This is a genomic window from Stenotrophomonas sp. 05N423 (assembly GCF_056397145.1).
Genome location: NZ_JBFTMV010000011.1, coordinates 1 through 22,259, shown reverse-complemented (window position 1 = coordinate 22,259; position 22,259 = coordinate 1). Strand labels below are relative to the sequence as shown.

Below are 22,259 nucleotides of genomic sequence, written 5' to 3'. Positions count from 1 at the left end.
GTGCCGGGCACGACCGGAGGGCCGTACGACCGCGCCCCCCCCCCCCGGGTGGCACGCCCTCGTTGCTCAATCCGTCACTTCGGCTGTCGCTTCAGCCGGGTAAGGGACTGGACCAGGCCATCGTTGCGCGCCATGCACAGGTAGCGGCCGTCCGGATAATCGACGATCAGTTCGGTGACGTCGTCATTCACCGGCACGCGCGTGACCAGGGCGCCGGACGCGCCCGCGCGCATGTTGCAGGCGCCCAGCAGTTCGGCCCCGATGCCGCTGGCTGCGGGAGCCGCGTAGCCGTGGTGCTGGCCGTGCCCGGCATGATGCCCGGCGTCTCCCGGGACGTTGCGGAACACCGCGCGGCATCCGTCCTTGACCCAGACGGACGTGCGCGACAGTCCCCAGTTCCTGCCTTCCACGCATTCGGTGCGGCTCAGCTGGCGCACGACCTCGACATTGCCGCGCGTGTCCATGTCGCACTCGGCCAGGTTGTTGCCCTGCGATTCGCAGGTCACCTCCCTGGCCAGGTCCGTGGGCGCCGCGTGCGATCCGCCGCGCGCGTCGTGGCGGCCGAGCGAACAGACGCCATTGGCGCCGCCCTGTCCGGTATAGGACATCTGCACGCCGCCATCGGCGGACGTCGTGATCGACAGGGTCACGCCGCTGGCCGGGTCGTGCGCCTCGACGTAATCGTCGCTGAAGCGCTTGAGCCGGGTTTCCTTTCCGTTGACATAGACCGGCCCGCCATCGTCGGCATGCACCTCCAGTCCGCCGGGGCAGGTGCCGTTGAACATCGGGATGGCGGCCTTCGCCTGGAAGGCGAAAGGCAGCGCGAGCAAGGCGGCCGCGGCGAGCAGGGACGACGTCTTCACGGGAGGCTCCGGGGTTGGGTCGCTGGATCTTACGCCAGCCGATGCATGCCCCTCTGCATGGGAAGCATCACGCCTCAGCAGCTCGCGCATCCGTTCTGTTCCGGGCGATGCAAGATCGCGCCGAGGGTGCCCGATGGCCCCTTCCCTCCGGCACGACCGGACCGCCGGTTCCGGCCGCGCAGGACGGGAGACCGGCACGCGTGGCGCCCACGCACCGGCCTCCCGTCAGTCCATCGCGTCGTGGCGGCTCAGCCGCCGCAACCACCGCAGCATTCGGACGGCACGCGCTCCAGCTGCGCGGCGGAGATCGGCAATCCGCCGCGGCCCAGCGCCGCCAGCAGGCTGTACTCGTCCAGCAGGGTGGAGATGCGCAGCACCCGGCTGAGCGGCTCGATATCCAGCAGGGCGGAAGGGTCGGCGTCCTGCAGCGCGTCTTCCAGCACCTGCAGGTCCGGCGCCGTGCCGGACAGGGAAATCCTGAATTGCGTCATCGACATACTCCCGGGGCGAAGCACGCAACCGGTGACCCGCCCCGCGGCCGTCCCGGCGGCGGGCACCGTGCCCGCACACCGGATACTGCGTGCCTGCGCCGCTGTCCGCCCTGACCGGGGTCAAGCCACGACGCGACAGCGGCCGACGCTGTTCACTGCTGCGGAACGAGCGCGTCGTCCAGCGCGCTGGCGCGTTGCCATGCCGGGCGGGCACGCAGGCGGGCACCGTACTCGGCGAACGCCGGGCGCTCGGGCAGGGTCTTGAACATCATGCCCCACAGCACCTGGCTGCCCAGGTAGACGTCGGCGGCGCTGAAGCGTTCGCCCAGCAGCCACGGCGCGGCACCGGCAACGGCCTTTTCCAGCACGTCCACCATCTGCTCGAAACTGCCGTAGCCCACCATGCCCGCCTTCTCCGGCGGCGCCAGCAGGCCGAACGCCTTGGCGCTGGCCGCGGCCTCGACCGGCCCTGCGGCGAAGAACAGCCAGCGGAAATAGCTGCCGCGCAGCGGATCATCCAGCGCCGGCGCCAGCCCGGCCTGCGGGAACGCATCGGCCAGGTAGCTGCAGATCGCCGCGGCCTCGGTGACCGCCACGCCGCGATGGACGATGGCCGGCACTTTGCCCATCGGATTGATGGCCAGGTACGCCGGCGACTTCATGCTCTCGCCGTAGCCCAACACCTCGGTGCGGTACGGCTGCCCGGTTTCCTCCAGCATCCAGCGCACGATGCGGCCGCGCGATTGCGGGTGGGTATAGAAGACGATCTCATCCGCCGTATTGCCCATGCGCCTGCCTCCAGGAAAGGAGCCGGCAGTCTAGCAACGCGGTGGACGCGGGATCAGTAGGCGAACTCGCCGAACACCGGATCGACGCTGCCGTGCCATGCGCCGTGGAAAAGGTCCAGCTTGCGCTCGGCGGCGGTCCTGCCGGAATCGGCGATCTCCTGCAGCACGTCGAGGAAGCGGGTCTCGTCCTGGCCATCATGGTTGAGCGCAGCGCGGCGGCGCAGGCCTTCGCGCGAGATCTCCAGCGCGCGCCGCGCAAGGTCGCGCACGCTACCGCCGCGGAACGGCAGGTTCATCGCGTGCTTCGGCACGCCGTCGCGCAGCGCATGGCGCTCGGCCAGGCTGAAATCCTTGACCAGGTCCCAGGCCGCATCCAGCGCCGCATCGTCGTACAGCAGGCCCACCCAGAACGCCGGCAGCGCGCAGATGCGGCTCCACGGGCCGCTGTCGGCGCCGCGCATCTCCAGATATTTCTTCAGCCGCACTTCCGGGAAGGCGGTGGTCATGTGGTCGGACCAGTCGCGCAGCGTCGGCAGCGCGCCCGGCAGCACGTCCAGTTCGCCACGCATGAACCGACGGAACGACTTGCCGCTGGCATCGTGGTAGATGCCGTCGCGGTAGGAGAAGTACATCGGCACATCGAGCAGGTAGTCGACATAGCGCTCATAGCCGAAACCATCCTCGAACACGAAGTCGAGCATGCCGGTGCGGTCGGCGTCGGTATCGGTCCAGATGTGCGAGCGGTAGCTGAGGTAGCCGTTCGGCCTGCCTTCGGTGAACGGCGAATCGGCGAACAGCGCGGTGGCGATGGGCTGCAGCGCCAGCGACACGCGGAACTTCTTCACCATGTCCGCTTCGCTGGCGTAATCGAGATTGACCTGGACCGTGCTGGTGCGGGTCATCATGTCCAGGCCGAGCGAGCCGACCTTGGGCATGTACTCGCGCATGATGCGGTAGCGGCCCTTGGGCATCCACGGCATGTCCGCGCGCGTCCACTTCGGCTGGAAGCCCATGCCGAGAAAGCCGAGCTGCAGTTCGCCTGCCACCTGCGCCACTTCGTTGAGGTGGGTACCGGTTTCCACGCAGGTCTGGTGGATGCTTTCCAGCGCCGCGCCGGACAGTTCCAACTGGCCGGCCGGCTCCAGCGTCACCGAAGCGCTGTCGCGCAGCAGTGCGATGGTGTTGCCATTCTCCTGCACCGGCTCCCAGCCGAAACGGGTCAGCCCGGTCAGCAGCGCCTCGATGCCGCGCTCGCCTTCGAACGTCGGCGGGCGCAGGTCGTCCAGGCGGAATCCGAACTTCTCGTGCTCGGTACCGATGCGCCACTGCGGGCGCGGCTTCTCGCCGGAAGCGAGCACCTCCACCAGCTGCGAGCGGTCGGTAATGGGCGTATCGGCAACGTGGCTGGGGCTCGACAAGGGCTGGCTCGCAGTGGTCTGGCTGGGCGGGGAAATGGGGGCCTGCCCCCGGCATCACAAGAACCGGCCCGCGGTCCGTCGCGCTCGTCCCCGCACCCCGTCCAGGGCCGGCAATGCGCGTATCCACGTACGCTGCGCTTGCTCGGCTCCGCCACGGACCACCGGCCCTCGCCCGCGATGGATCGCGAACAGCTTCCGAGCGCGCACTATATCGCGGCGCCCATTGCCGGCATGTCGCGGTGACGGTTTTCAGCATCCCACCGGCGGCGACTTGACCGGCATTCGCAGCCGCGGCTGCGAGTCATTCCGTATGCAGCGGACGCGCCGCCCTACACTGGCGGGCATGAAACGCTCCCCGCACAAGGAAACCCATCGCTCCGAGCGCGTCGGCTGGCTGCGCGCGGCCGTGCTCGGCGCCAACGATGGCATCGTCTCCGTCGCCGGGCTGGTGGTCGGCATCGCCGCGAGCGGCGCGCCGGCCTCGACCGTACTGGCCACCGGCGTGGCCGGCACGGTCGCTGGCGCCATGTCGATGGCCGCCGGCGAATACGTCTCCGTGCAGTCGCAGGCCGATACCGAGCATGCCGACCTGGCGCTCGAACGCCGCGAGCTGCACGAAGACCCGCATACCGAGCTGGAGGAGCTGGCAGGCATCTACCGGCGCCGCGGCCTGTCCCCCGAGCTCGCGCACCAGGTGGCCGTGCAGCTCACCGCCCACGATGCGCTCGCCGCGCATGCGCGCGACGAGCTGGGCATCACCGAGGAACTGCGCGCCCGGCCGCTGCAGGCGGCGTTGGCCTCGGCGGGCGCGTTCGTCGTCGGCGCGACCTTGCCGGTACTGACCGCACTGCTCGCCCCGCACGCGCACGTGGCGCAGATCACCACCGTCTCCACCCTGGTCGGGCTCTGCATCACCGGCGCGATGGCCGCCCATGCCGGCGGCGCGCCGCGCCTGCGCGGCGCACTGCGGGTGATGTTCTGGGGCGCGCTGGCGATGGCGGCGGCGGCGGCCATCGGCACCCTGTTCGACACCCACCTCGCCGGCTGATGGCGCCCGTGCCGGCGGCCACCGCATCCCTGTCCGCACAACTGGCCTGGCTGGCCGGCTGCCAAGGCGCCGCGAGCAGGGTGTGTCGTCCGATCACGGCCACATGGCTGTCTCAGGGCTGACGCAGCCTGCCGGCTACGCCGGCCAGCGAAGCGGACGCACCGCAATCGCCGTTTCCGCTGGCATGCACGCCGTAGCTCCCCACACCGCGATCGAACGCCTGCGACATTTCGTCGCAGGCAATGCCATGCCCGACGGCGTCACCGCACCGTCACAACCAGAAGCGTCGGCCTGGGTGCCAGGCGAGTACCGCCACTGACACACTGGTGCCACACACGGAAACGCGTGTCGTGCCTCCGCGCGGATCAGCGACAACCGGACCCGCGCACCGTTGCCCGCGCGCGCTTTCCCATCCGGTAGCCTCCCGCATACGGGAGAGAGTGGCGACTTACGCCTGGGTACCGTCCGCCGGCGGGTTCAGGCCCAGCCAGCCGCCGATCACCGCGCGGGCCTCGTCCACGCCCTGCTTCGACTCGCCGGAGAACGTCTGCACGCTCACCGAGTCGCCGAACGTGTCAGCCAGTTCCTTGCGCACCTTCTGCAGGGTCTGCATCTGCTGCCCGCGGCCGAGCTTGTCGGCCTTGGTCAGCAGCGCGTGCGCCGGCAGGCCGCGCTGCACCGCGTAGGCCAGCATCTGCCGGTCGTAGTCCTTGAGCGGGTGGCGGATGTCCATCACCACCACCAGCCCCTTGAGCGCGTCGCGGGTGCGGAAATAGTTGTCGATGAAGGCCTGCCAGTGCGCCTGCAGTTCCTGCGGGACCTTGGCGTAGCCGTAGCCGGGCAGGTCGACGAGGTGGGCGTCGGGGGTGACCTGGAAGAACACCAGTTGCTGAGTGCGGCCCGGGGTCTTGGAGACACGGGCCAGCGCATTCTGGCGGGTCAGCGCGTTGAGCGCGCTGGACTTGCCGGCATTGGAGCGACCGGCGAACGCCACTTCGGCGCCCTCGTCCAGCGGCAATTGCCGGGCATTGTGGGCGGAAAGCAGGTAGCGGGCGCGTTCTAGGAGCTGTGACATGGGCATAGGATCGCACGGAGCGGCCTCCCCTGCCGCTCCGTGCGTTGACCCTGCCATGAAACGGCGTGGATAATCCGGTTGATGCCGGCGCGGACCCGCCCGGCCCGTTCCACACGGAGCTTCTGCATGCGCCACGCTCGTGTCTTAGCCGTTTCCGCCCTTGCCATTCCGCTGATTGCCGTCGTCGCTTTCGCGCAGAGTTCGGTCACGCCCGTGCCCGACAATGCGCCGGTGCAGACCGCGCCGCTGGAGATCGACCTCAGCAAGACCATGCCCGGCGACGCCGAAGCCGGCGAAGGCAAGGCGCAGGCCTGCGCCGCCTGCCATGGCGCCGACGGCAATTCCGCCGTGGAGATGTATCCGCGGCTGGCCGGCCAGAGCGAGCGCTACATCGCCCGCCAGCTGGCGCTGATCGCCGGCGGCCAGCGCACCGAAGGCGCGGTCGCCGCCATGCTGCCGTTCGTGCAGGGCATGACTGCACAGGACATGCGCGACATCGGCGCCTTCTTCGCCCGCCAGAAGGCCGGTGCCGGCGTCGCCGACGACATGGCCATCGCCGACGGCCCGTACGCCGGCATGAAGTTCTACGAGATCGGCCAGAAGCTGTACCGCAGCGGCGACGCCAGCCGCGAGATCCCGGCCTGCATGGCCTGCCATGGCCCGAGCGGCGCCGGCAACCCCGGCCCGGCCTACCCGCACATCGGCGGCCAGCATGCCGGCTATGTCGCCCAGCGCCTGCAGCACTACCAGGCCGGCCAGACCAATGAAACCGATCCGTCGCAGTTCCGGATCATGGCGCAGGTGGCAGGCAAGCTGACCGAGCAGGAAATCCAGGCACTGTCCAGCTACGTGCAGGGCCTGCATGCACGGGCCGACGACGTGGCCGTGGCCTCGGCGCCCTCACAACCCTGACGGTGCCGGTCGCCAAGGCGACGAAGGACCTTGTTCCCGGATACGCCGACCCCTGCGGTCGGCGTCTCTTTTTCAGCTGGAGACTCCCGATGAAACATTTCCCGCGACTGTTCCTCCTGCTGCTAGCCCTGCTGCCGCTGGCGGCCTGCGCCGCCGACAGCGCCGCACCCGTGGAGGGCCAGGACTATGAGGTGATCGCCGAGCCCGGTCCGTTCGCGCCGCTGGCGGGGAAGATCGAGGTGGTCGAGGTGTTCGGCTACCCCTGCATCCACTGCGCCCATTTCGAGCCGCTACTGGAAGCCTGGGTCGCCAGGCTGCCGGCCGGCGTGCGCTTCACCGCGGTGCCGGCCGCCTTCGGCGGCCATTGGGACGCCTACGCCCGCGCCTTCTATGCCGCCGAGCAGACCGGTGTGCTCAGGCGCAGCCACGCCGACGTGTTCAAGGCCCTGCACGAACAGCGCAGCCTGCCCATGCAGAACGTGTCGCCGCAGGAACTGGCTACCTTCTACGCCGCCTACGGGGTGCAGCCGCAGCGCTACATCGATGCGCTGCGCAGCGACCAGGTCGAGGAAAAGGTGAAGGCCGCGCGCGCCTTCGCCATGCGCGTCAAGGTTCCAGGCACGCCGGCACTGATCGTCAACGGCAAATACCTGGTCAGGGGCCGCAGCTTCGAGGACCAGCTGCGCATCGCCAGCGCCCTGGTGGACCGCGAGCGCGCCGCCGCCCGGCGCCGCTGAACCGGTACCGGAGCGTTCCGCGAACCGGTTCAGCCGCTGCCACAGATAATGTCATCATGCGCCCCGCGGACGCCGCTGGCGGCCTGACGACCCGACGAATCCCTGCTGGAGATCCACCGATGAAGATCCGCTTCGTACTGGCCCTGACGGCCCTGCTTCCGCTGATGGTCGCCTGCAAGGCGCAGGACGGCTCCGCCGACGCCGTCGCGCCGGCCGCCGGACAACCGGCCGCCAGCGCCGCCGAAACCGCGCCCGCCCCGGCTGCCGAAGCCGAAGGCACCACCGCCGCGCCGGCGCCCGCTGGCGAGGAAGCCTCCGCCGAACCGGCCACGGACAAGACGCCAGTGCCGGCGCAGGCCCGCCTGGTCGGCCCCGAGCCGGTCGCCGGCACGGACTATGTCGTCATCGAAGGCGGCCAGCCGATCCAGCCGGCGACCGGCAAGATCGAAGTGGCCGAGGTCTTCGGCTATGTCTGCCCGGCCTGCGCCCGCTTCCAGCCGCTGATCGGACCGTGGAAGGCCGGCCTGCCGTCGGACGTCAGCTTCGTCTACGTGCCGGCCATGTTCGGCAGCATGTGGGACGACTACGGCCGCGCCTTCTATGCCGCCGAGGCGCTGGGCGTGCAGGAGAAGACCCACGACGCGCTGTACTCGGCCATCCACATCGAGCATTCGCTCAAGGGCGAGCTGGGCCGTGACTCGGTCGAGGACATCGCCAACTTCTACGCCAAGTATGGTGTCAACCCGAAGACCTTCGCCGACACCATGGGCAGCTTCTCGGTGGTGGCCAAGACCAACCGCGCCAAGCAGTTCGCCCAGCGCAGCAAGATCACCGGCACGCCGTCGCTGATCGTCGCCGGCAAGTACCTGGTCAAGGGCAAGAGCTACGAGGACATGCTGCGCATCGCCGACCACCTGATCGCGCGCGAACGCGCCGCCAACGCCAAGTAAGGTATGAAGGGCCTCGTCGCCGCGAGGCCCTTGTTCCACCGCCGTGAAATCCCCCACCCATACCCTGCGCTTGCTGACGGCCAACATCCAGGCCGGCTCCAGCACGCGCCGCTACAGCGATTATGTGACCCGCAGCTGGTCGCACGCGCTGCCGTCGGGCAGCAAGCGCTCCAGTCTGGACGCCATCGCCAGACTGGCCAGCGGCCGCGACATCGTCGGCCTGCAAGAGGCCGACCCGGGCAGCCTGCGCTCGGGCTTCACCAACCAGACGCACTACCTGGCCCAGCGCGCCGGCTTCAACTACTGGAGCCACCAGCCCAACCGACGCATGGGCGGCGTCGCCTCCAGCGCCAACGGTCTGCTCAGCCGGCTGGAACCGGTGGAAGTACAGGATCACGCCCTGCCCGGCCGCATCGGCGGACGCGGCGTGCTGCTGGCCCGCTTCGGTGACGGCCGCGAGGGCCTGGCGGTCGCCGTAGCGCACCTGTCGCTGGGCGTGGGTTCGCGCCTGTCGCAGCTGGATTTCATCGCCGACCTGCTGTCGGATTATCCCAACGCAGTGCTGATGGGCGATTTCAACTGCAAGGCCGAGCGCCCGGAAATGCAGGTGCTTTACCGCAAGACGCGGCTGCAGCCGCCCGGCTGCCTGGTGCCGACATTCCCCAGCTGGCGCCCGGAACGGGCCATCGACCACATCCTGGTCAGCGACAGCCTGCGCACGCTCGAGACCGGCGCCGTCGCCGCCGCCCATTCGGACCATCTGGCGGTGGAAATGCAGGTCGAGGTACCGGGCGACAGCCTGCGGTAGCGTCAGCGCAAGCGCTGCCGCCCCAAGGTTTGCCTTGCGCACCTTCGGCCCCGGCCTCCACACCCCTGCCGCTTCGCGGTCGTCCCCTGGCTCAGGGGGCTTTCCTCCAGATGCATCCGCGCAGTGCCGGCCGCTGGGCTCAGGTCACCATGGCGGCCGCAGCCGGCGGCGCGCGGCGCGCGGTCGCCGCGCTGCCCACCGACGCCAGCACGGTGCAGCCGATCGCCAGCCATTGCAGGCCGCCGAGCTGCTCGTGCAGCAGCAACAGGGCCCACAGCGCGGCCACCGCCGGCTCCATGCTGATCAGGATGCCAAAGGTCTCCTTGGGCAGGCGCTTGAGCGCCATCATCTCCAGCGACATCGGGATCGCGCTGGACACCACCGCCACCAGCAGGCCGGCCAGCAGGATCGACGGCTGCAGCAGCGCCACACCGGCATGGGCGACGCCCACCGGCACCACCACCAGCGACGCGGCCACCAGCCCCAGCGACACCGTATGCCCGGCATGCAGGTGCCCGGCGCGCTTGCCGAACACGATGTACAGCGCCCAGCAGGCCGCCGCGCCGAGCGCGTACAGCACGCCGGCCATGTCCAGCGACGGCCCGCCGCTCAACGGCAGCAACAGCAGCAGCCCGGCCACCGCACAGCCGACCCAGACGAAATCGACCGGACGCCGCGAGGACAGCATCGCCACGGTCAGCGGTCCGGTGAACTCGATGGCCACCGCGATGCCGAACGGGATCGTGCGCAGGGCCATGTAGAACAGCAGGTTCATCAGCCCCAGCGTCAGGCCATAGCGCAGGATCGCCGCACCATCGGCGCGGCTGGTGTGCCAGCGCCACGGGCGCCACAGCGCCAGCAGGAAAAGTGCGGAAAAACCCACGCGCAGGGCGCTGGTGCCCTGTGCGCCGATCAACGGGAACAGATGTTTGGCATAGGAAGTGCCGATGGCCAGCGACGTCACCGAGCCGAGCACCGCCAACACCGGCCACAGCGGCGCGAATCGGGAGGTCTGCATGCGCATAGTGTATTGCGCCGCGCGCCTTCCGCATCGCCTTTGCCGCGGCTTCCGAAGCATCCGTAGCGCCGCTGCCAACGCCGATACGCGTACCGGGTCGCCCACCGAAGCAGGCGGCCCGGCAGGAGGCCGCTATTGCACGAAGGCGATGCGCTCCATGTGCGCGTTGTTGGCCGCCGCCAGCACCTTGGCCATGGTGTCGTACGCGGCGTCCGGGCTGGTGGCGATGCGCAGCTCCGGCAGGTTGCCGGCATGCAGCCGGGCCTGTTCCTGCAGGCGCGCCTGCAGCGCGGCGACCGGCAGCGCCTGTCCGTTCCAGCTGAGCTGGTTGGCGGCATCCACCCGCAGCTCGATCGGCGGCGGCGGTTCGACGCGCTGCATCTGCATGGTCGTGCGTTGCGGCAGATCCACCGGGATCGGCCATGACACCAGCGGCGCGGTGACGATGAAGATGATCAGCAGCACCAGCATCACGTCCACCAGCGGCGTGACATTGATGTCGGCGATCGGTCCGGAACTTCCTGCTGCACTGAATGCCATGGTCTGCTCCTTCGGCAAGGCGGCCCGCCTCGTCATCGACACTACGCCGTGGCCCCGTTCCGCTGCTGGCGTGGGGCGTCCGCGTTCAGCCACCGTTCCGCCACGCGGCCTTGCCGGCGGCCGCGTTCATGCGCGGGCCGGCATCGCCGCGACGATGTTGACGACGGCCCGGCTATGCTTCTCCGATGAAACGGAATACCTGCCTGCCGCCTTTCGCCGCGTCCCTGTTGCTGGCCTGTACCGGCACCGGCGCGCAGACCCTCGACGCCCAGCGCCCGGCCATGCGCATGGCCATCGACAACGCCGAACGCGGCCAGTTCGACGCCGCCGCGACCGCCAGCCTGCGCAACCATCCGCTGTATGGCTGGCTTGAATACAGCGCCCTGCGCCGCGGCATCGATACGGTGGACACGCCGCAGGCACTGGATTTCCTCAAGCGCTATCAGGGCCAGGCCGTGGCCGATGCGTTCCGTGCGGTGTGGCTGCCCGCGCTGGCGCGCCGCCAGGACTGGCCGGCCCTGCTCGCCAACTGGCAGCCGAGCAGCGATCCCGGCCTGCAGTGCGCCGAACTCAACGCGCGCCTTGCCACCGGCAAGGCCGATGCGAAATGGACCAGCGATGCGCAGGCGTTGTGGCGCGGCAGCGGCAAGTCCCTGCCCGATGCCTGCGACCCGGTGTTCGCCGGCCTCGCCGACCGCGGCGGGCTGGCGGCGGCGCTGCGCTGGGAACGCATCGACGCCGCCGCCGATGCGCAGCAGCCGGGCGTGATGCGCGCCGCCGCACGCGGCCTGCCCGCCGCCGAGCTGGCGCAGGCCAACGACTACGCCGCCTTCGTCGACAAGCCCGACGCGCGCGCCCTGAACTGGCCAAAGACCGAGCGCAGCCGCCGCATCGCCACCGATGGCCTGGCGAAGCTGGCGCGCACCGATCCCGACGCCACCGAACGCCAACTGCCGCAGTACGCGCAGGCGCTGGGCCTGAGCGACGGACAGCAGGTGCAGGTGCGCTACCAGATCGCGCTGTGGACGGTGGCGTCCTACCTGCCGGACTCGGCGCGGCGGCTGGCCGCGGTACCGGATTCCGCCTACGACGAACGCCTGCACGAATGGCGCGCGCGCGAAGCCATGGCGCGCGGCGACTGGCCCTCGGCGCTGGCCGCGATCCGCGCGATGCCCGCGACCCAGCGTGGCGATTCGCGCTGGCGCTGGTTCGAGGCGCGTCTGCTGGAGAAGACCGGCAAGGCCTCCGAGGCGATGCCGCTCTACCGCGCCGTCGCTGGTGAACCGACCTTCCATGGTTTCCTGGCCGCCGACAAGCTGCAGCAGCCCTACGCGCTGTGTCCCTGGAATCCGGGCGACAGCGCGCAGGCGCGCGCGGCGGTGGCACGCGACGCGGCGCTGGTACGGGCGCTGGAGCTGTTCCGCATCGACCGCGCGGCCTGGGCGGCACGCGAATGGGCCGATGCGCTGTCGCGTTTCGACGACACCCAGCGACGGCTCGCCGTGGAAGTGGCCGGCGAAGCCGGCTGGTTCGACCGCGCGGTGTTCGGCCTGAAGGGGCCGCAGGAAATGCGCCTGTATGCGCTGCGCTTCCCGCTGTACCACGACGACACCATCCGCCGCGAAGCGGCGCGCAACGCGCTGGATCCAGCCTGGGTCGCCGCCGAGATCCGCGCCGAGAGCACCTTCAACCCGAACGCACGCTCGCCGGCCAATGCCATGGGCCTGATGCAGGTACTGCCCGCCACCGGCGCAGGCGTCGCCAAGCGCATCGGGCTGAGCGGCTACGGCGGCGCGGCCAGCCTGTACGACCCGGACACCAACATCGCCATCGGCAGCGCCTACCTGCGGCAGCTGCTGGACAAGTACGACGGCCTGCCCTACGTGACCATCGCCGCCTACAACGCCGGACCCACGCCGACGGCGCGCTGGCAGTCGCAGCGCCCGGGCTTCGATCCGGATTTCTGGATCGAGACCATCAGCTACAAGGAGACCCGCGAGTACGTCGCCCGCGTACTCGCCTTCAGCGTGATCTATGACTGGCGCCTCAGCGGCAAGGCGGTGCCGCTGGGCGACCGCATCGCCGGTCGCGTCGGCCCGCCGTCGCGCGGCTTCGCCTGCCCGGCGCAATGAAGGGCGGCGCATGAAGACCTATCTTGTCGGCGGCGCGGTCCGCGACCGACTGCTGGGGCTGGAGGCGGGGGACCGCGACTGGGTGGTGGTCGGCGCCACCCAGCAGGACATGGAAGCGCGGGGATTCAAGGCCGTGGGCCGCGATTTCCCGGTGTTCCTGCATCCACGCACCGGCGAGGAACACGCGCTGGCGCGCACCGAACGCAAGAGCGGGCGCGGCTACCGTGGCTTCGTGGTCGATGCCGATCCGTCGGTGACGCTGGAGCAGGACCTGCAGCGCCGCGACTTCACCCTCAACGCCATCGCCCGCGACGAGGAAAGCGGCGAACTGGTCGACCCATGGGGCGGCATGCGCGACATCCAGGCGCGCGTGCTGCGCCACGTCGGCCCGGCCTTCGTCGAGGACCCGCTGCGGGTGCTGCGCGCGGCGCGCTTCATGGCGCGCTTCGCACCGCTGGGCTTCACCCTCGCCGCCGAAACCGCGGACCTGATGCGGCGGATCGCCGCCAGCGGCGAACTGGAGACGCTGGTACCCGAGCGCATCTGGCAGGAACTGCGCAAGGCGCTGCGCTCGCCGCGGCCTTCCGCGTTCCTGCGCACCCTGCACGATACCGGCGCGCTGGCGCCGATCCTGCCGGAAGTGGCGGCATTGTACGGCGTGCCGCAACGCGCCGAGTTCCACCCGGAAGTGGATACCGGCGTGCACCAGGAGATGGTCAGCGACATGGCAGCAAAACTGGCGCCGGGCGACGACCTGGTCGGCTTCGCCGCGCTCACCCACGACCTGGGCAAGGCGCTCACGCCGGCGGACCAGCTGCCGCGCCATGTCATGCACGAACAGCGCGGCCTGAAGCCGCTCGCGGCGCTGTGCGAACGCCTGAAGATTCCCGCCGACCACCGCCAGCTGGCCGAGGCGGTGTGTCGCGAACACCTCAACGTGCATCGCATCGACGAACTGCGCGACGCCACCGTGCTGGAGCTGATCCAGCGCTGCGACGGCTTCCGCCGTCCCGAACGCATCGCGCAGATGGCGCTGGCCTGCGAGTGCGACAAGCGCGGCCGGCTCGGCTTCCAGGACAGCGGCTATCCGCAACGCGCCACGCTGCTGCGCCTGCATGCCGCCGCGGTGGCGATCAACGCACGCGACATCGCGACCGCGGGACTGACCGGCCCCGCGGTGGGCGAGGCGTTGAAGAAGGCGCGGACCGGCGCGATCTGCGCGGCACGCTGAGGAGAGGGGAAACCGGGGTCAGAGGGCGGTTTTCCCGAAAAACCGCATTCCGGTGCCGGTTTTTCTTCCACCGCAGGCAGGCTGCTCCAGCAGCCATGCCTGCGCCAGCCGCAGCGCCTCGGCGCGCTGCATCGCCACCACATCGGGAACGATGCGGCTGCCATCGCCCACGCCGTTGCGGTCCTTCATCACCGTACTGGTCAGCAGCAGGGTGCTGCCATCGACCAGTGTCACCGGCGCGTTGCCGGTGGAATAGCCCATGGTCGAGGTACCGAAACTGCGGCTGTGCGGCCGCCCGCGCAGCGCGAGCACGATGGCCTCGCCGGAACTGGCGGTGCGGTCGGATTGAAGTACCGCGACCGGTGCGTCCGGCCTGCGCAGGCGGCGGGCCGCATCGTCCGGCGCCAGCCTCAGGGATTGGCCCACCCAGACCGCCCCTTCCCGGTAGCGCCAAGGCTGCAGCCCGGTTGCGTCCAGGAAATGCCCGACCACGTCCGGTCCGCCGGCCCGGCCGGGCAGCAACGGCCCCACCCCCAGCAGCATCGGCCACATGTCGCCGCCGGTGTTGTCGCCCAGGTCCACGATCCAGCCGCAGCGGCTGCCGTCGTCCTGGCGCCAGAGGACGTCCTGCAGGCGATGCGCCTGCTGCCGTTCCGCGTCCCGCTGCTGCCCGCGCGGGAGACCGGGATCGGGCAGATAGGGGCCAACGTTGATCAGGCCAAGCCGCGCGTCGATCCGATAAGTCTCCTCCGGCCCCGCGGGGGAAACGGCGGCCGGAGCCACGCTGGATCCGATGCCCTTCTTCCGATACACATCGTGCAGTTCTTCGGCCGACATCCACCCGCCATGGCCGGCGGTCGCCCGGTCGATGGCGCCGGACAACAGCCTGCGTTGCCGGTCCGGGTCGTGGGTGGCGGCAAGATCGCGGCGCAGTGCCGCCCAGTCGACCTGGTCGCGATACAACGCCCTGTGCTCCAGGAGGCCCATCATCTGCTCCCGGGCCGGCAACGAAGGCACCGGGGTTGCCGCAACCGGCACCGCCAGCAGGGCCGACAACATCGCACCGCTCCGCTTCCTGCCCATCGTGGCCTCCCTCCCCTGATCGGTACCGGTGCAGGATAGAGCCGATCCCTGGCGCGCTGGGACGCGCTCCTAGATCTTCAGATAGATCCGCCGCCGGTCCAGCCACCACATCGGCAGCCACCAGACGGCGACGAAGGCGATGGCCATCGCCAGCGAAGCGGCCTCGGCGCCGGCCAGCGGGGTGATCCAGCGGTCGAACACGTTGCCGTACAGCCAGCCCCAGCTGCCGGTGCCGAGCATCGCCAGCACCATCACCCCGGAGCCTGCATAGGCGGTGATCGCGTTGGCGCCGAAGCGCCGGCCCAGCGGCGGCCACTGCACGCGGTCGATGAGCATGTGCGCCAGCCACAGCGCACCCAGCGCCCAACCGGACGTCCACAGCACGTAGGAAGGCGTCCACAGATTCTTGTTGAGCGGCTGCCAGGTCGACCACAGCGCCCCCAGCACCAGCAGCACGACGGCGGCAAACAGCAGACGCAGCGGGCGCCCACTGCGCAACAGCGCGCCGGCGCACAGGCCGATCAGGGTCGAGGCCAGGGCACCGAGGGTCGAAACCAGGCCTTCGGGATCATGCCCCAGCCCGGTGGCGGCGTCGTACTTGTAGACCATGTCGCCGAACAGGGCGGTGTCCACGCGGCTGGGCAGGTTGTACCAGGGCTCCAGCGTGCCGCCGGCCGCCAGCAGTGCCGCGTATCCACCCAGCAACAGCAGCACGCACGCACGCTGCGCCGTCGCGCGTAGCCAGATCGCCATCGCGCCGACGACGGCGAAGCACACGCCGATGCGCTGCAGCACGCCCAATGGCCGGTAGTGCGCCAGATCCAGCCACCACCACGCCAGCAGGTGCAGCAGCATGCCCAGGCCGACGATGCGCAGCGCGCGCACCAGCACGGTGCGGGTCAAGGCGGCGCGGTCAGCGCCCTGTTCGACGCGCGGCACCACGCCCAGCGCGATCGACACGCCGACGATCACCAGGAAGAACGGGAACACCAGGTCGGTGGGCGTGCAGCCGTTCCACTCCGCGTGTTCCAGCGGCGCGTATACATGGCCCCATGTGCCCGGATTGTTGACCAGCAGCATGGCCGCGACGGTGATGCCGCGCAGGGCATCGACCGCGGCATAGCGGGTGGGTGTGGTGCGAACGGATTGGAAACCTGTCATTGGCATTGCCCCGCACGGTAAATGTCAGCGCTGTTGTTGTGATTTTGCTTTCCAGCTTTTGACTTTCGGGTCCCCTTCCGCAGCGATGGAGCCGACGGGAAAAACCCGAAGGGCGACGTGCATGGATGCACGTCGTTTTTTGACGAGACATGGATGTCTCGTCAAAAAATCCCGGCGGCGGAGTGGACCCACGGTACGCAGTGCCGTGGGCGCGGAGGCAGGGGCGTGCTTTCTCTTGGTTACTTCTCTTTGCACGAGCAAAGAGAAGTAACTCGCTCCTGCGGAGCAGGAGTGAAAGCCTTTGCTTTGCCTGTAAATCCAACATCTGGACCCCATCGCCCCTCACCCCAATTCCCACTCCGCGCCCCGACCCAAGCCTGCGGCATGGGCGCTCCGCCGCACGCGCGCCAGCGGCGTGCAAGCCGTGCGACCTCGTCCCGCAAGGAGAGGGGCTTTATCGGCGCTCCCCTTCCGGGGAGAGAACAGCTTCATCAATCACGCTGCCCCGCGATCCACGTCGCCTGCACCTGCAGCCCATCATCCAGCAGCACGAAATCCGCCTGGTAACCCGCCGCGATATGCCCATGGCGGTCATCCACGCGCAGGAACTGCGCGGGATAGGTCGAAGCCATGCGCGCCGCTTCGGCCAACGGCAACCCCAGCAGGTTGACCGTGTTGCGCACCGCGGTGGCCATGTCCAGCGCAGAGCCGGCCAGCGAGCCCGCGGCATTGCGCACCACACCATCGACGGCGGTGATGACCTCGCCATACAGCTCGAACGAAGGATCGTCCGCGCCGACCATCGGCATCGCATCGGTCACCAGCAGCACCTTTCCGCGCGGTTTGGCCGCCAGCGCCACCCGCAGGCTGGCCGGGTGCACGTGCACGCCATCGACGATCACGCCGCACCAGCTGTACGGATCTTCCAGCGCGGCGCCGACCACGCCGGGCTCGCGCCCCTGCAGCGGCGTCATCGCGTTGTACAGGTGGGTGAAGCCGCTGATGCCGGCATCCAGGCCGGCGCGGGTTTCCTCGTAGCTGCCCGCGGTGTGGCCGGCACAGACGATGGCGCCATTGCCGACCATCGCCTTGATGGTCGCGACGGGTACCCGTTCGGGCGCCAGCGTGATCAGGGTGACGCCGTTGTCCAGCGAGGTCGCCATCGCCACCTCGTCCGGTCCCGGCACGCGGAACTTGCCGGCATCGTGCGTGCCCTTGCGCGCCGGCGCGATGTACGGGCCTTCCAGGTGGATGCCGAGGATGCCGGGCACGCCGTCGGCGATGGCCTGGCGCACCGCGGCGATGGCCTGCGCCATCACCGCCGCGTCGTCGCTGATCAGGGTCGGCATCATGCCGGTGGTGCCGAAGCGGCGGTGCCCGCGCATCATCGCGCGCAGGGCGTCCACGTCCGGCGTGTTGTTGAGCAGCGCGCCGCCGCCGCCATTGACCTGCACGTCGATGAAGCCCGGCAGCAGCCAGCCGCCGCCCAGGTCGTACTGCGGCACACCGGCCGGCAGCGAAGCTTCCGGCAGCACCGCGGCCACCTTGCCCCCCTGCACCAGCACGGCATGGCCGGAGTGGAAGTCGTCGTTGCCCAGAACGCGAGCGTTGGTCAGGGCGAATTCGTTCATTGTTCTGCTTTCCAGATGTCCTGCGATTCAAGCAACTGCCGTCACACCGTCTCGGTCACCTTGTTCAAATGCGGCGGCAGGTCAGGATTATGGCCCCGGCGCAGCGCCAGCGCGTTGATCGCGCGGTAGAAGCTCTGCACGGTCAGCAACGGTGCGCACAGCGGGTGCGGCGCCACCGCGACCGGCAGGTCGCCGCCCTCGCCCGCCAGCCATACGCGCGCGCCGCGCGCGGCAAATTCATCGGCCAGGGCGCGGGTGCCGGCGCCGGTCTCGTCCGGCTGGGCGAAGGCCAGCACCGGGAAGTCCCTGCCCACCAGCGCCATCGGCCCGTGCTTGACCTCGGCCGAGCTGTAGCCCTCGGCATGCAGCCCGCAGGTCTCCTTGAACTTGAGCGCCGCTTCCTGCGCCGCGGCCAGGCCGGGGCCACGGCCGACGACGAACAGGTTGTGCGCATCGACCAACCCCTCGGTCAACGTGGTCCAGTCGCATTCCCAGGCCTGGGCCATGGCGGCCGGCAGCGCATCGAGCGCGGCGATCAGGGTCGGATCGTCGCGCCAGTACGCACAGAGCTGCAGGATCGCGGCCAGCGAGGCGAGATAGCTCTTGGTCGCCGCCACGCTGCGCTCGGCGCCGGCGCCGAGCGGAATCACCGTGTCGGCCAGCTGCGCCAGCGGCGAATCTTCCACGTTGACCAGCGCGACCACGCGCGCGCCGGCAGCCTTGGCCGCTTCGGCGTTGCGCAGCAGGTCCGGACTCTTGCCCGACTGCGAAATCACCAGATAAAGCGCGTCCTGCAGCTTCTGCTTTGCTTCGTAGACCGAGCCCACCGACGGCGACGCCGAAGCGGTCACCAGGCCCAGCCGCGTCTCGAACAGGTACTTGGCATAGGTGGCGGCATGATCGGAACTGCCGCGCGCGCAGGTCACCACGAACGGCGGCGGATTCTTCCGCAGGTCCGCGGCCAGCGCCCGCACCACGTCATGGTTGCGGGCGAACTGCGCGGCGATCACGGAGGCACTGGAAGCGGCCTCGTTGAACATCAGGGTTTCGGTCTCGCTGGGCAACATGGTCCTACTCGGAAAGATCGGGGGAAAGGGAAGGCGGCCGCAGCGGCTGCTGGCGCAGCGGCGCGGTCGAGCCGCGCACCACCAGCTGCGGCACGAAGCCCTGGTTCTGCAGCTGCACCGGGTTGTCCTCGTAGGCGTCGGTGCGCAGCTGGCTGATCAGCAGACGCGCGGCATGGCGGGCGATGTCGCCGGTGGCCTGCTTGGCGGTGGTCAGCGCCGGCCACGACTGGCGCGAGAACGGACTGTCCTCGAAACCGGCGATGGACAGGTCGTAGGGCACGTTCAGGCCTGCCGAATTGGCCGCGGCCAGCACGCCGGCGGCGATTTCGTCGTTGGAGCCGAAGATCGCCGTGGGCGGCTCGCGCAGCGCCAGCAGGCGGCGCGCGCCGCGGAAGCCGTCGTCGAAGGTGTAGTCGCCCGGAATGACGAGATGCTTGTCCAGGGTGATGCCGTAATCCTTCAGCGCCGCCTCGTAGCCGGCATAGCGCTCACCGCTCGAACGGTGCTCCGGACCACCCCACAGGAAACCGATGCGCTGGTGGCCGAGCTGGATCAGGTGCTCGGTGATCTCGTAGGCGGCATCGCGGTCGTCCACAAACACGCAGGCGCCGTCGGCCGGGTCCTCGGTGGCCGCGATGATGCGCACCGTCTTGATGCCGCGCGCGTTGAGCGCGGCCACCAGTTCCGGGCGCTCGGACATCGGCGCGGTCAGCACCAGCCCGGCCAGGCGCGAACGCTGCACCCAGTCGGCCAGTTCCTCGGCCAGCATCGGCGAGGTCGAGTCGCAGGGATGGATCTGCAGGCCGAAGCCGGTCTCGCGGCAGGCCGACAGCACGCCGTTCTGCACGCCGATGATGTGGTACGGGTTCGGGTTGTCGTAGACCAGCCCGATCACGAACGTGGTGTTGCTGCGCAGGTTGCGCGCGGACGGATCCGGCTCGTAATCCAGCTCGGCGACCGCGCGCAGCACGCGCGCGCGGGTGGCCTGCATCACCGAAGGCTCGTTGTTGATGACCCGCGACACCGTCTTGAGCGAGACCTTTGCCCGCTCGGCGACGTCCTTGATGGTGGGTCTGCGCATGACGGTTTCCTGCCTGGACTGACTGCCCGCCATGATGCTCGATTCAGCCGCCATGCGCGCGGCCCGCACGCTGCCCGCTGACAGCGAAGTACAGGATGTACAGGTAGCACGGCACCATCAGCGCGGCGAACACCAGCTGGAAATCGAAGTGCTGCTTGAGCACCGCGAACGCCTGCGGAATGATCGCGCCACCGGCGATGCCCATCACCAGCAGGGCCGAGCCGGTCTGGGTGAAGCGGCCCAGGCCGCGGATCGCCAGCGGGAAGATCGCCGGCCACATCATCGCGTTGGCGAAGCCCAGCGCGGCCACGAAGCCCACCGAGACATAGCCGTGGGTGACGTAGGCGCCCAGGCTGAACACCACGCCGAGCACCGCCGACACCGCCAGCCAGCGTTCCTGCGAAATGAAGCGCGGGATCAGCACCAGCCCGACCAGGTAGCCGACCAGCATCGCCGTCAGCGTATAGGAGGTGAACAGCTTGGTCTGGTCCAGCGGCAGGTCGAAACCATGGCCATAGGTGCCGATGGCGTCACCGGCCATCACCTCCACGCCGACATAGACGAACAGGCACAGCACGCCCAGCCACAGGTGCGGGAACTGGAAGACGCTGCGCTTTTCCGACGCACCGCCCACGGACCCGGCATTGGCCTCGGCCGCGCGCACTTCCGGCAGCGGCGAGAACAGCACGCCCGCCGCCACCAGCAGCAGGACGCCGGCGATGACCATGTACGGCGTGTGGATCTTGGCGGCGAAATCGTTGAGCAGCTGCGTCTTGGTCGCCGCATCGGCCACCTTCACCTGCGCGTCCAGATCGCCGATGCCGTGCAGCACCAGCGAGCCGATCACGATCGGCGCGAGGATGCCGGCGACCTTGTTGCAGATGCCCATCAGCGCGATGCGCTGGGCCGCGCCCTCGATCGGGCCGAGGATGGAGATGTACGGGTTGACCGCCGTCTGCAGCAGCGCCATGCCGCCGCCGATCACGAACAGGCCGCTCAACGCGCCGGCGAACCAGCGCTGCGTCGCGAACTGGCCGAACAGCATGGCGCCTACCGCCATCACCGCAAGGCTCAGCGCCAGGCCCTTCTTCATGCCGGTGCGGTTGAGGATCACCGAAGCCGGCAGGGCCAGGAAGAAGTAGGACAGGTAGAACACCATCAGCACCAGGAACGCCGACACCTCGCTGACCTCGAAGGCCAGCTTGACGAAGGTGATCAGCGGCCCGTTGATCCAGGTACAGAAGCCGAGGATGAAGAACAGGCCGCCGACGATGGCGATCGAGGGCGCCATGCCGGTGCGCGGCGTGGAAGCGGGAACAGCGGACATTGGCAAGGCTCCTGCAGCTGCGAGAGGGACGGCTCACGCCGACCGGTGGTAACTGGGAACAACGTTGTCACATTTATTGTTTGGTGCCGACGGGTTTGTCAACAACGCGTGCACACGTGCACTGGCCACGTCGAAGGCCAGGGAGGGAGCTGAGCCATGTTGCCCAATGCCTTTGCCCCGCAAACGCAGGATTCACCAGCAACCTGCTTTCGAATGCAACAAAACGCCGAAGGCCGTTGATGCGCAAAACGTCGCTGCGGCGCAGCATCGAAAGTTTCAATTATTCGTTGACATCGTTGTCAGAACGATTACAGACTCGGCCCCCGATGGCGCCTGATGGGCGCTCCCCAACGCCATAGGGAAACCGAGTGACCGCTGCTGCCCCCACACTGCAGACCTTCCCGCTCGACAGTGCGTCGCGGCCGTTCCTGGCCGCGGACGTGGGCGGCACGCACGTGCGCGTCGGGCTGATCCGCGCCGGCAGTGGAGAAGGCCCGGCGATCGAGATCCTGTCCTACCGCAAGTACCGCTGCGCCGATCATCCGAGCCTGAGCGCGATCCTGTCCGACTTCGCCAGCCACAACCCGCCGGTGGAGCATTGCGTCATCGCCACTGCCGGCTATGCGCTGGCCGACGGCACCGTGATCTCCGCCAACCTGCCCTGGCCGCTGTCGGCCAACCGCATCCGCGACGACCTCGGCTTCCACGCCGTGCACCTGGTCAACGATTTCGAGGCCGTCGCCCACGCTGCCGCCCACATCGACGGCAGCCAGGTCCTCCAGCTCACCGGCCCGGCCGAAGCGCCGCGCGGCCCCACCCTCATCGTCGGGCCCGGCACCGGCCTGGGCGCCGCCGTCTGGATTCCCGTCGGCGACCGCTCCGTCGTGCTCGCCACCGA

The 22,259-nt window shown here is 69.4% G+C and carries 21 protein-coding genes; 8 read left to right on the top strand and 13 right to left on the bottom strand.

Features of this window, described 5'->3' with window-relative positions; genetic code table 11:
- Window positions 1-74: 74 nt before the first annotated feature.
- From AC1DGW_RS15130 to AC1DGW_RS15115, 4 genes are all read right to left on the bottom strand, one after another.
- Window positions 75-863: a DUF3011 domain-containing protein gene (locus tag AC1DGW_RS15130; protein WP_478024565.1), complete on the bottom strand. Its 789-nt coding sequence runs from the start codon at window positions 861-863 to the stop codon at window positions 75-77.
- 248 nt (window positions 864-1,111) lie between these two features.
- Window positions 1,112-1,354, bottom strand: a complete 243-nt coding sequence (locus AC1DGW_RS15125) for a hypothetical protein (protein ID WP_478024561.1) — start codon at window positions 1,352-1,354, stop codon at window positions 1,112-1,114.
- A 152-nt stretch (window positions 1,355-1,506) separates the two neighbouring features.
- Window positions 1,507-2,142: a glutathione S-transferase family protein gene (locus AC1DGW_RS15120; RefSeq protein WP_478024557.1), complete on the bottom strand. Its 636-nt coding sequence runs from the start codon at window positions 2,140-2,142 to the stop codon at window positions 1,507-1,509.
- 53 nt (window positions 2,143-2,195) lie between these two features.
- Window positions 2,196-3,560, bottom strand: a complete 1,365-nt coding sequence (locus tag AC1DGW_RS15115; protein WP_478024555.1) for a glutamate--cysteine ligase — start codon at window positions 3,558-3,560, stop codon at window positions 2,196-2,198.
- 343 nt (window positions 3,561-3,903) lie between these two features.
- On the opposite strand from AC1DGW_RS15115, the gene AC1DGW_RS15110 reads away from it, so the two are divergent.
- Window positions 3,904-4,608, top strand: a complete 705-nt coding sequence (locus tag AC1DGW_RS15110) for a VIT1/CCC1 transporter family protein (protein WP_478024553.1) — start codon at window positions 3,904-3,906, stop codon at window positions 4,606-4,608.
- Between the two features lie 448 nt (window positions 4,609-5,056).
- On the opposite strand, the gene yihA is transcribed toward AC1DGW_RS15110, so the two are convergent.
- Entirely contained in the window at window positions 5,057-5,683 is a 627-nt protein-coding gene (gene yihA, locus AC1DGW_RS15105; protein WP_478024551.1) for a ribosome biogenesis GTP-binding protein YihA/YsxC, read from the bottom strand.
- A gap of 126 nt (window positions 5,684-5,809) precedes the next feature.
- Between yihA and AC1DGW_RS15100 the strand changes: the two genes are divergently transcribed.
- The 4 genes from AC1DGW_RS15100 to AC1DGW_RS15085 all read left to right on the top strand — a co-directional run bounded on the left by AC1DGW_RS15100 (window position 5,810) and on the right by AC1DGW_RS15085 (window position 9,090).
- Complete coding sequence (locus AC1DGW_RS15100; protein WP_478024549.1) at window positions 5,810-6,595, top strand: c-type cytochrome; 786 nt, start codon at window positions 5,810-5,812, stop codon at window positions 6,593-6,595.
- A gap of 89 nt (window positions 6,596-6,684) precedes the next feature.
- Window positions 6,685-7,332, top strand: a complete 648-nt coding sequence (locus AC1DGW_RS15095; RefSeq protein WP_478024547.1) for a thiol:disulfide interchange protein DsbA/DsbL — start codon at window positions 6,685-6,687, stop codon at window positions 7,330-7,332.
- A gap of 119 nt (window positions 7,333-7,451) precedes the next feature.
- Window positions 7,452-8,282: a thiol:disulfide interchange protein DsbA/DsbL gene (locus AC1DGW_RS15090; RefSeq protein ID WP_478024543.1), complete on the top strand. Its 831-nt coding sequence runs from the start codon at window positions 7,452-7,454 to the stop codon at window positions 8,280-8,282.
- A gap of 70 nt (window positions 8,283-8,352) precedes the next feature.
- Complete coding sequence (locus AC1DGW_RS15085; protein ID WP_478024737.1) at window positions 8,353-9,090, top strand: endonuclease/exonuclease/phosphatase family protein; 738 nt, start codon at window positions 8,353-8,355, stop codon at window positions 9,088-9,090.
- Window positions 9,091-9,229: 139 nt separating this feature from the next.
- Here AC1DGW_RS15085 and AC1DGW_RS15080 read toward each other — a convergent pair whose 3' ends face one another.
- Together AC1DGW_RS15080 and AC1DGW_RS15075 are read right to left on the bottom strand one after the other, a co-directional pair.
- Window positions 9,230-10,108, bottom strand: coding sequence for an EamA family transporter (locus AC1DGW_RS15080; RefSeq protein ID WP_478024541.1), 879 nt, complete (start codon window positions 10,106-10,108; stop codon window positions 9,230-9,232).
- Between the two features lie 132 nt (window positions 10,109-10,240).
- Window positions 10,241-10,648, bottom strand: a complete 408-nt coding sequence (locus AC1DGW_RS15075; RefSeq protein ID WP_478024539.1) for an ExbD/TolR family protein — start codon at window positions 10,646-10,648, stop codon at window positions 10,241-10,243.
- Window positions 10,649-10,833: 185 nt separating this feature from the next.
- Between AC1DGW_RS15075 and AC1DGW_RS15070 the strand changes: the two genes are divergently transcribed.
- The gene (locus AC1DGW_RS15070) at window positions 10,834-12,780 is read left to right on the top strand and encodes a lytic transglycosylase domain-containing protein (protein WP_478024536.1); all 1,947 of its coding nucleotides are present in this window, start codon (window positions 10,834-10,836) and stop codon (window positions 12,778-12,780) included.
- 10 nt (window positions 12,781-12,790) lie between these two features.
- Window positions 12,791-14,011, top strand: coding sequence for a multifunctional CCA addition/repair protein (locus tag AC1DGW_RS15065; RefSeq protein ID WP_478024533.1), 1,221 nt, complete (start codon window positions 12,791-12,793; stop codon window positions 14,009-14,011).
- Window positions 14,012-14,029: 18 nt separating this feature from the next.
- Here AC1DGW_RS15065 and AC1DGW_RS15060 read toward each other — a convergent pair whose 3' ends face one another.
- From AC1DGW_RS15060 to AC1DGW_RS15035, 6 genes are all read right to left on the bottom strand, one after another.
- A complete protein-coding gene (locus AC1DGW_RS15060; protein WP_478024528.1) occupies window positions 14,030-15,094 on the bottom strand; it encodes a S41 family peptidase in 1,065 nt (354 codons plus the stop codon).
- 69 nt (window positions 15,095-15,163) lie between these two features.
- Entirely contained in the window at window positions 15,164-16,255 is a 1,092-nt protein-coding gene (locus AC1DGW_RS15055) for an acyltransferase family protein (RefSeq protein WP_478024525.1), read from the bottom strand.
- Window positions 16,256-16,746: 491 nt separating this feature from the next.
- The gene (gene nagA / locus AC1DGW_RS15050; protein WP_478024523.1) at window positions 16,747-17,886 is read right to left on the bottom strand and encodes an N-acetylglucosamine-6-phosphate deacetylase; all 1,140 of its coding nucleotides are present in this window, start codon (window positions 17,884-17,886) and stop codon (window positions 16,747-16,749) included.
- A gap of 41 nt (window positions 17,887-17,927) precedes the next feature.
- Window positions 17,928-18,953, bottom strand: coding sequence for an SIS domain-containing protein (locus tag AC1DGW_RS15045; RefSeq protein WP_478024521.1), 1,026 nt, complete (start codon window positions 18,951-18,953; stop codon window positions 17,928-17,930).
- A 4-nt stretch (window positions 18,954-18,957) separates the two neighbouring features.
- Entirely contained in the window at window positions 18,958-20,034 is a 1,077-nt protein-coding gene (locus AC1DGW_RS15040; protein ID WP_433853671.1) for a LacI family DNA-binding transcriptional regulator, read from the bottom strand.
- Window positions 20,035-20,077: 43 nt separating this feature from the next.
- On the bottom strand, window positions 20,078-21,361 hold the full coding sequence (locus tag AC1DGW_RS15035) for a sugar MFS transporter (protein ID WP_478024518.1): 1,284 nt from the start codon (window positions 21,359-21,361) through the stop codon (window positions 20,078-20,080).
- A gap of 368 nt (window positions 21,362-21,729) precedes the next feature.
- Between AC1DGW_RS15035 and AC1DGW_RS15030 the strand changes: the two genes are divergently transcribed.
- The coding region (locus AC1DGW_RS15030; protein WP_478024516.1) for a glucokinase at window positions 21,730-22,259 on the top strand (530 nt) is incomplete at its 3' end.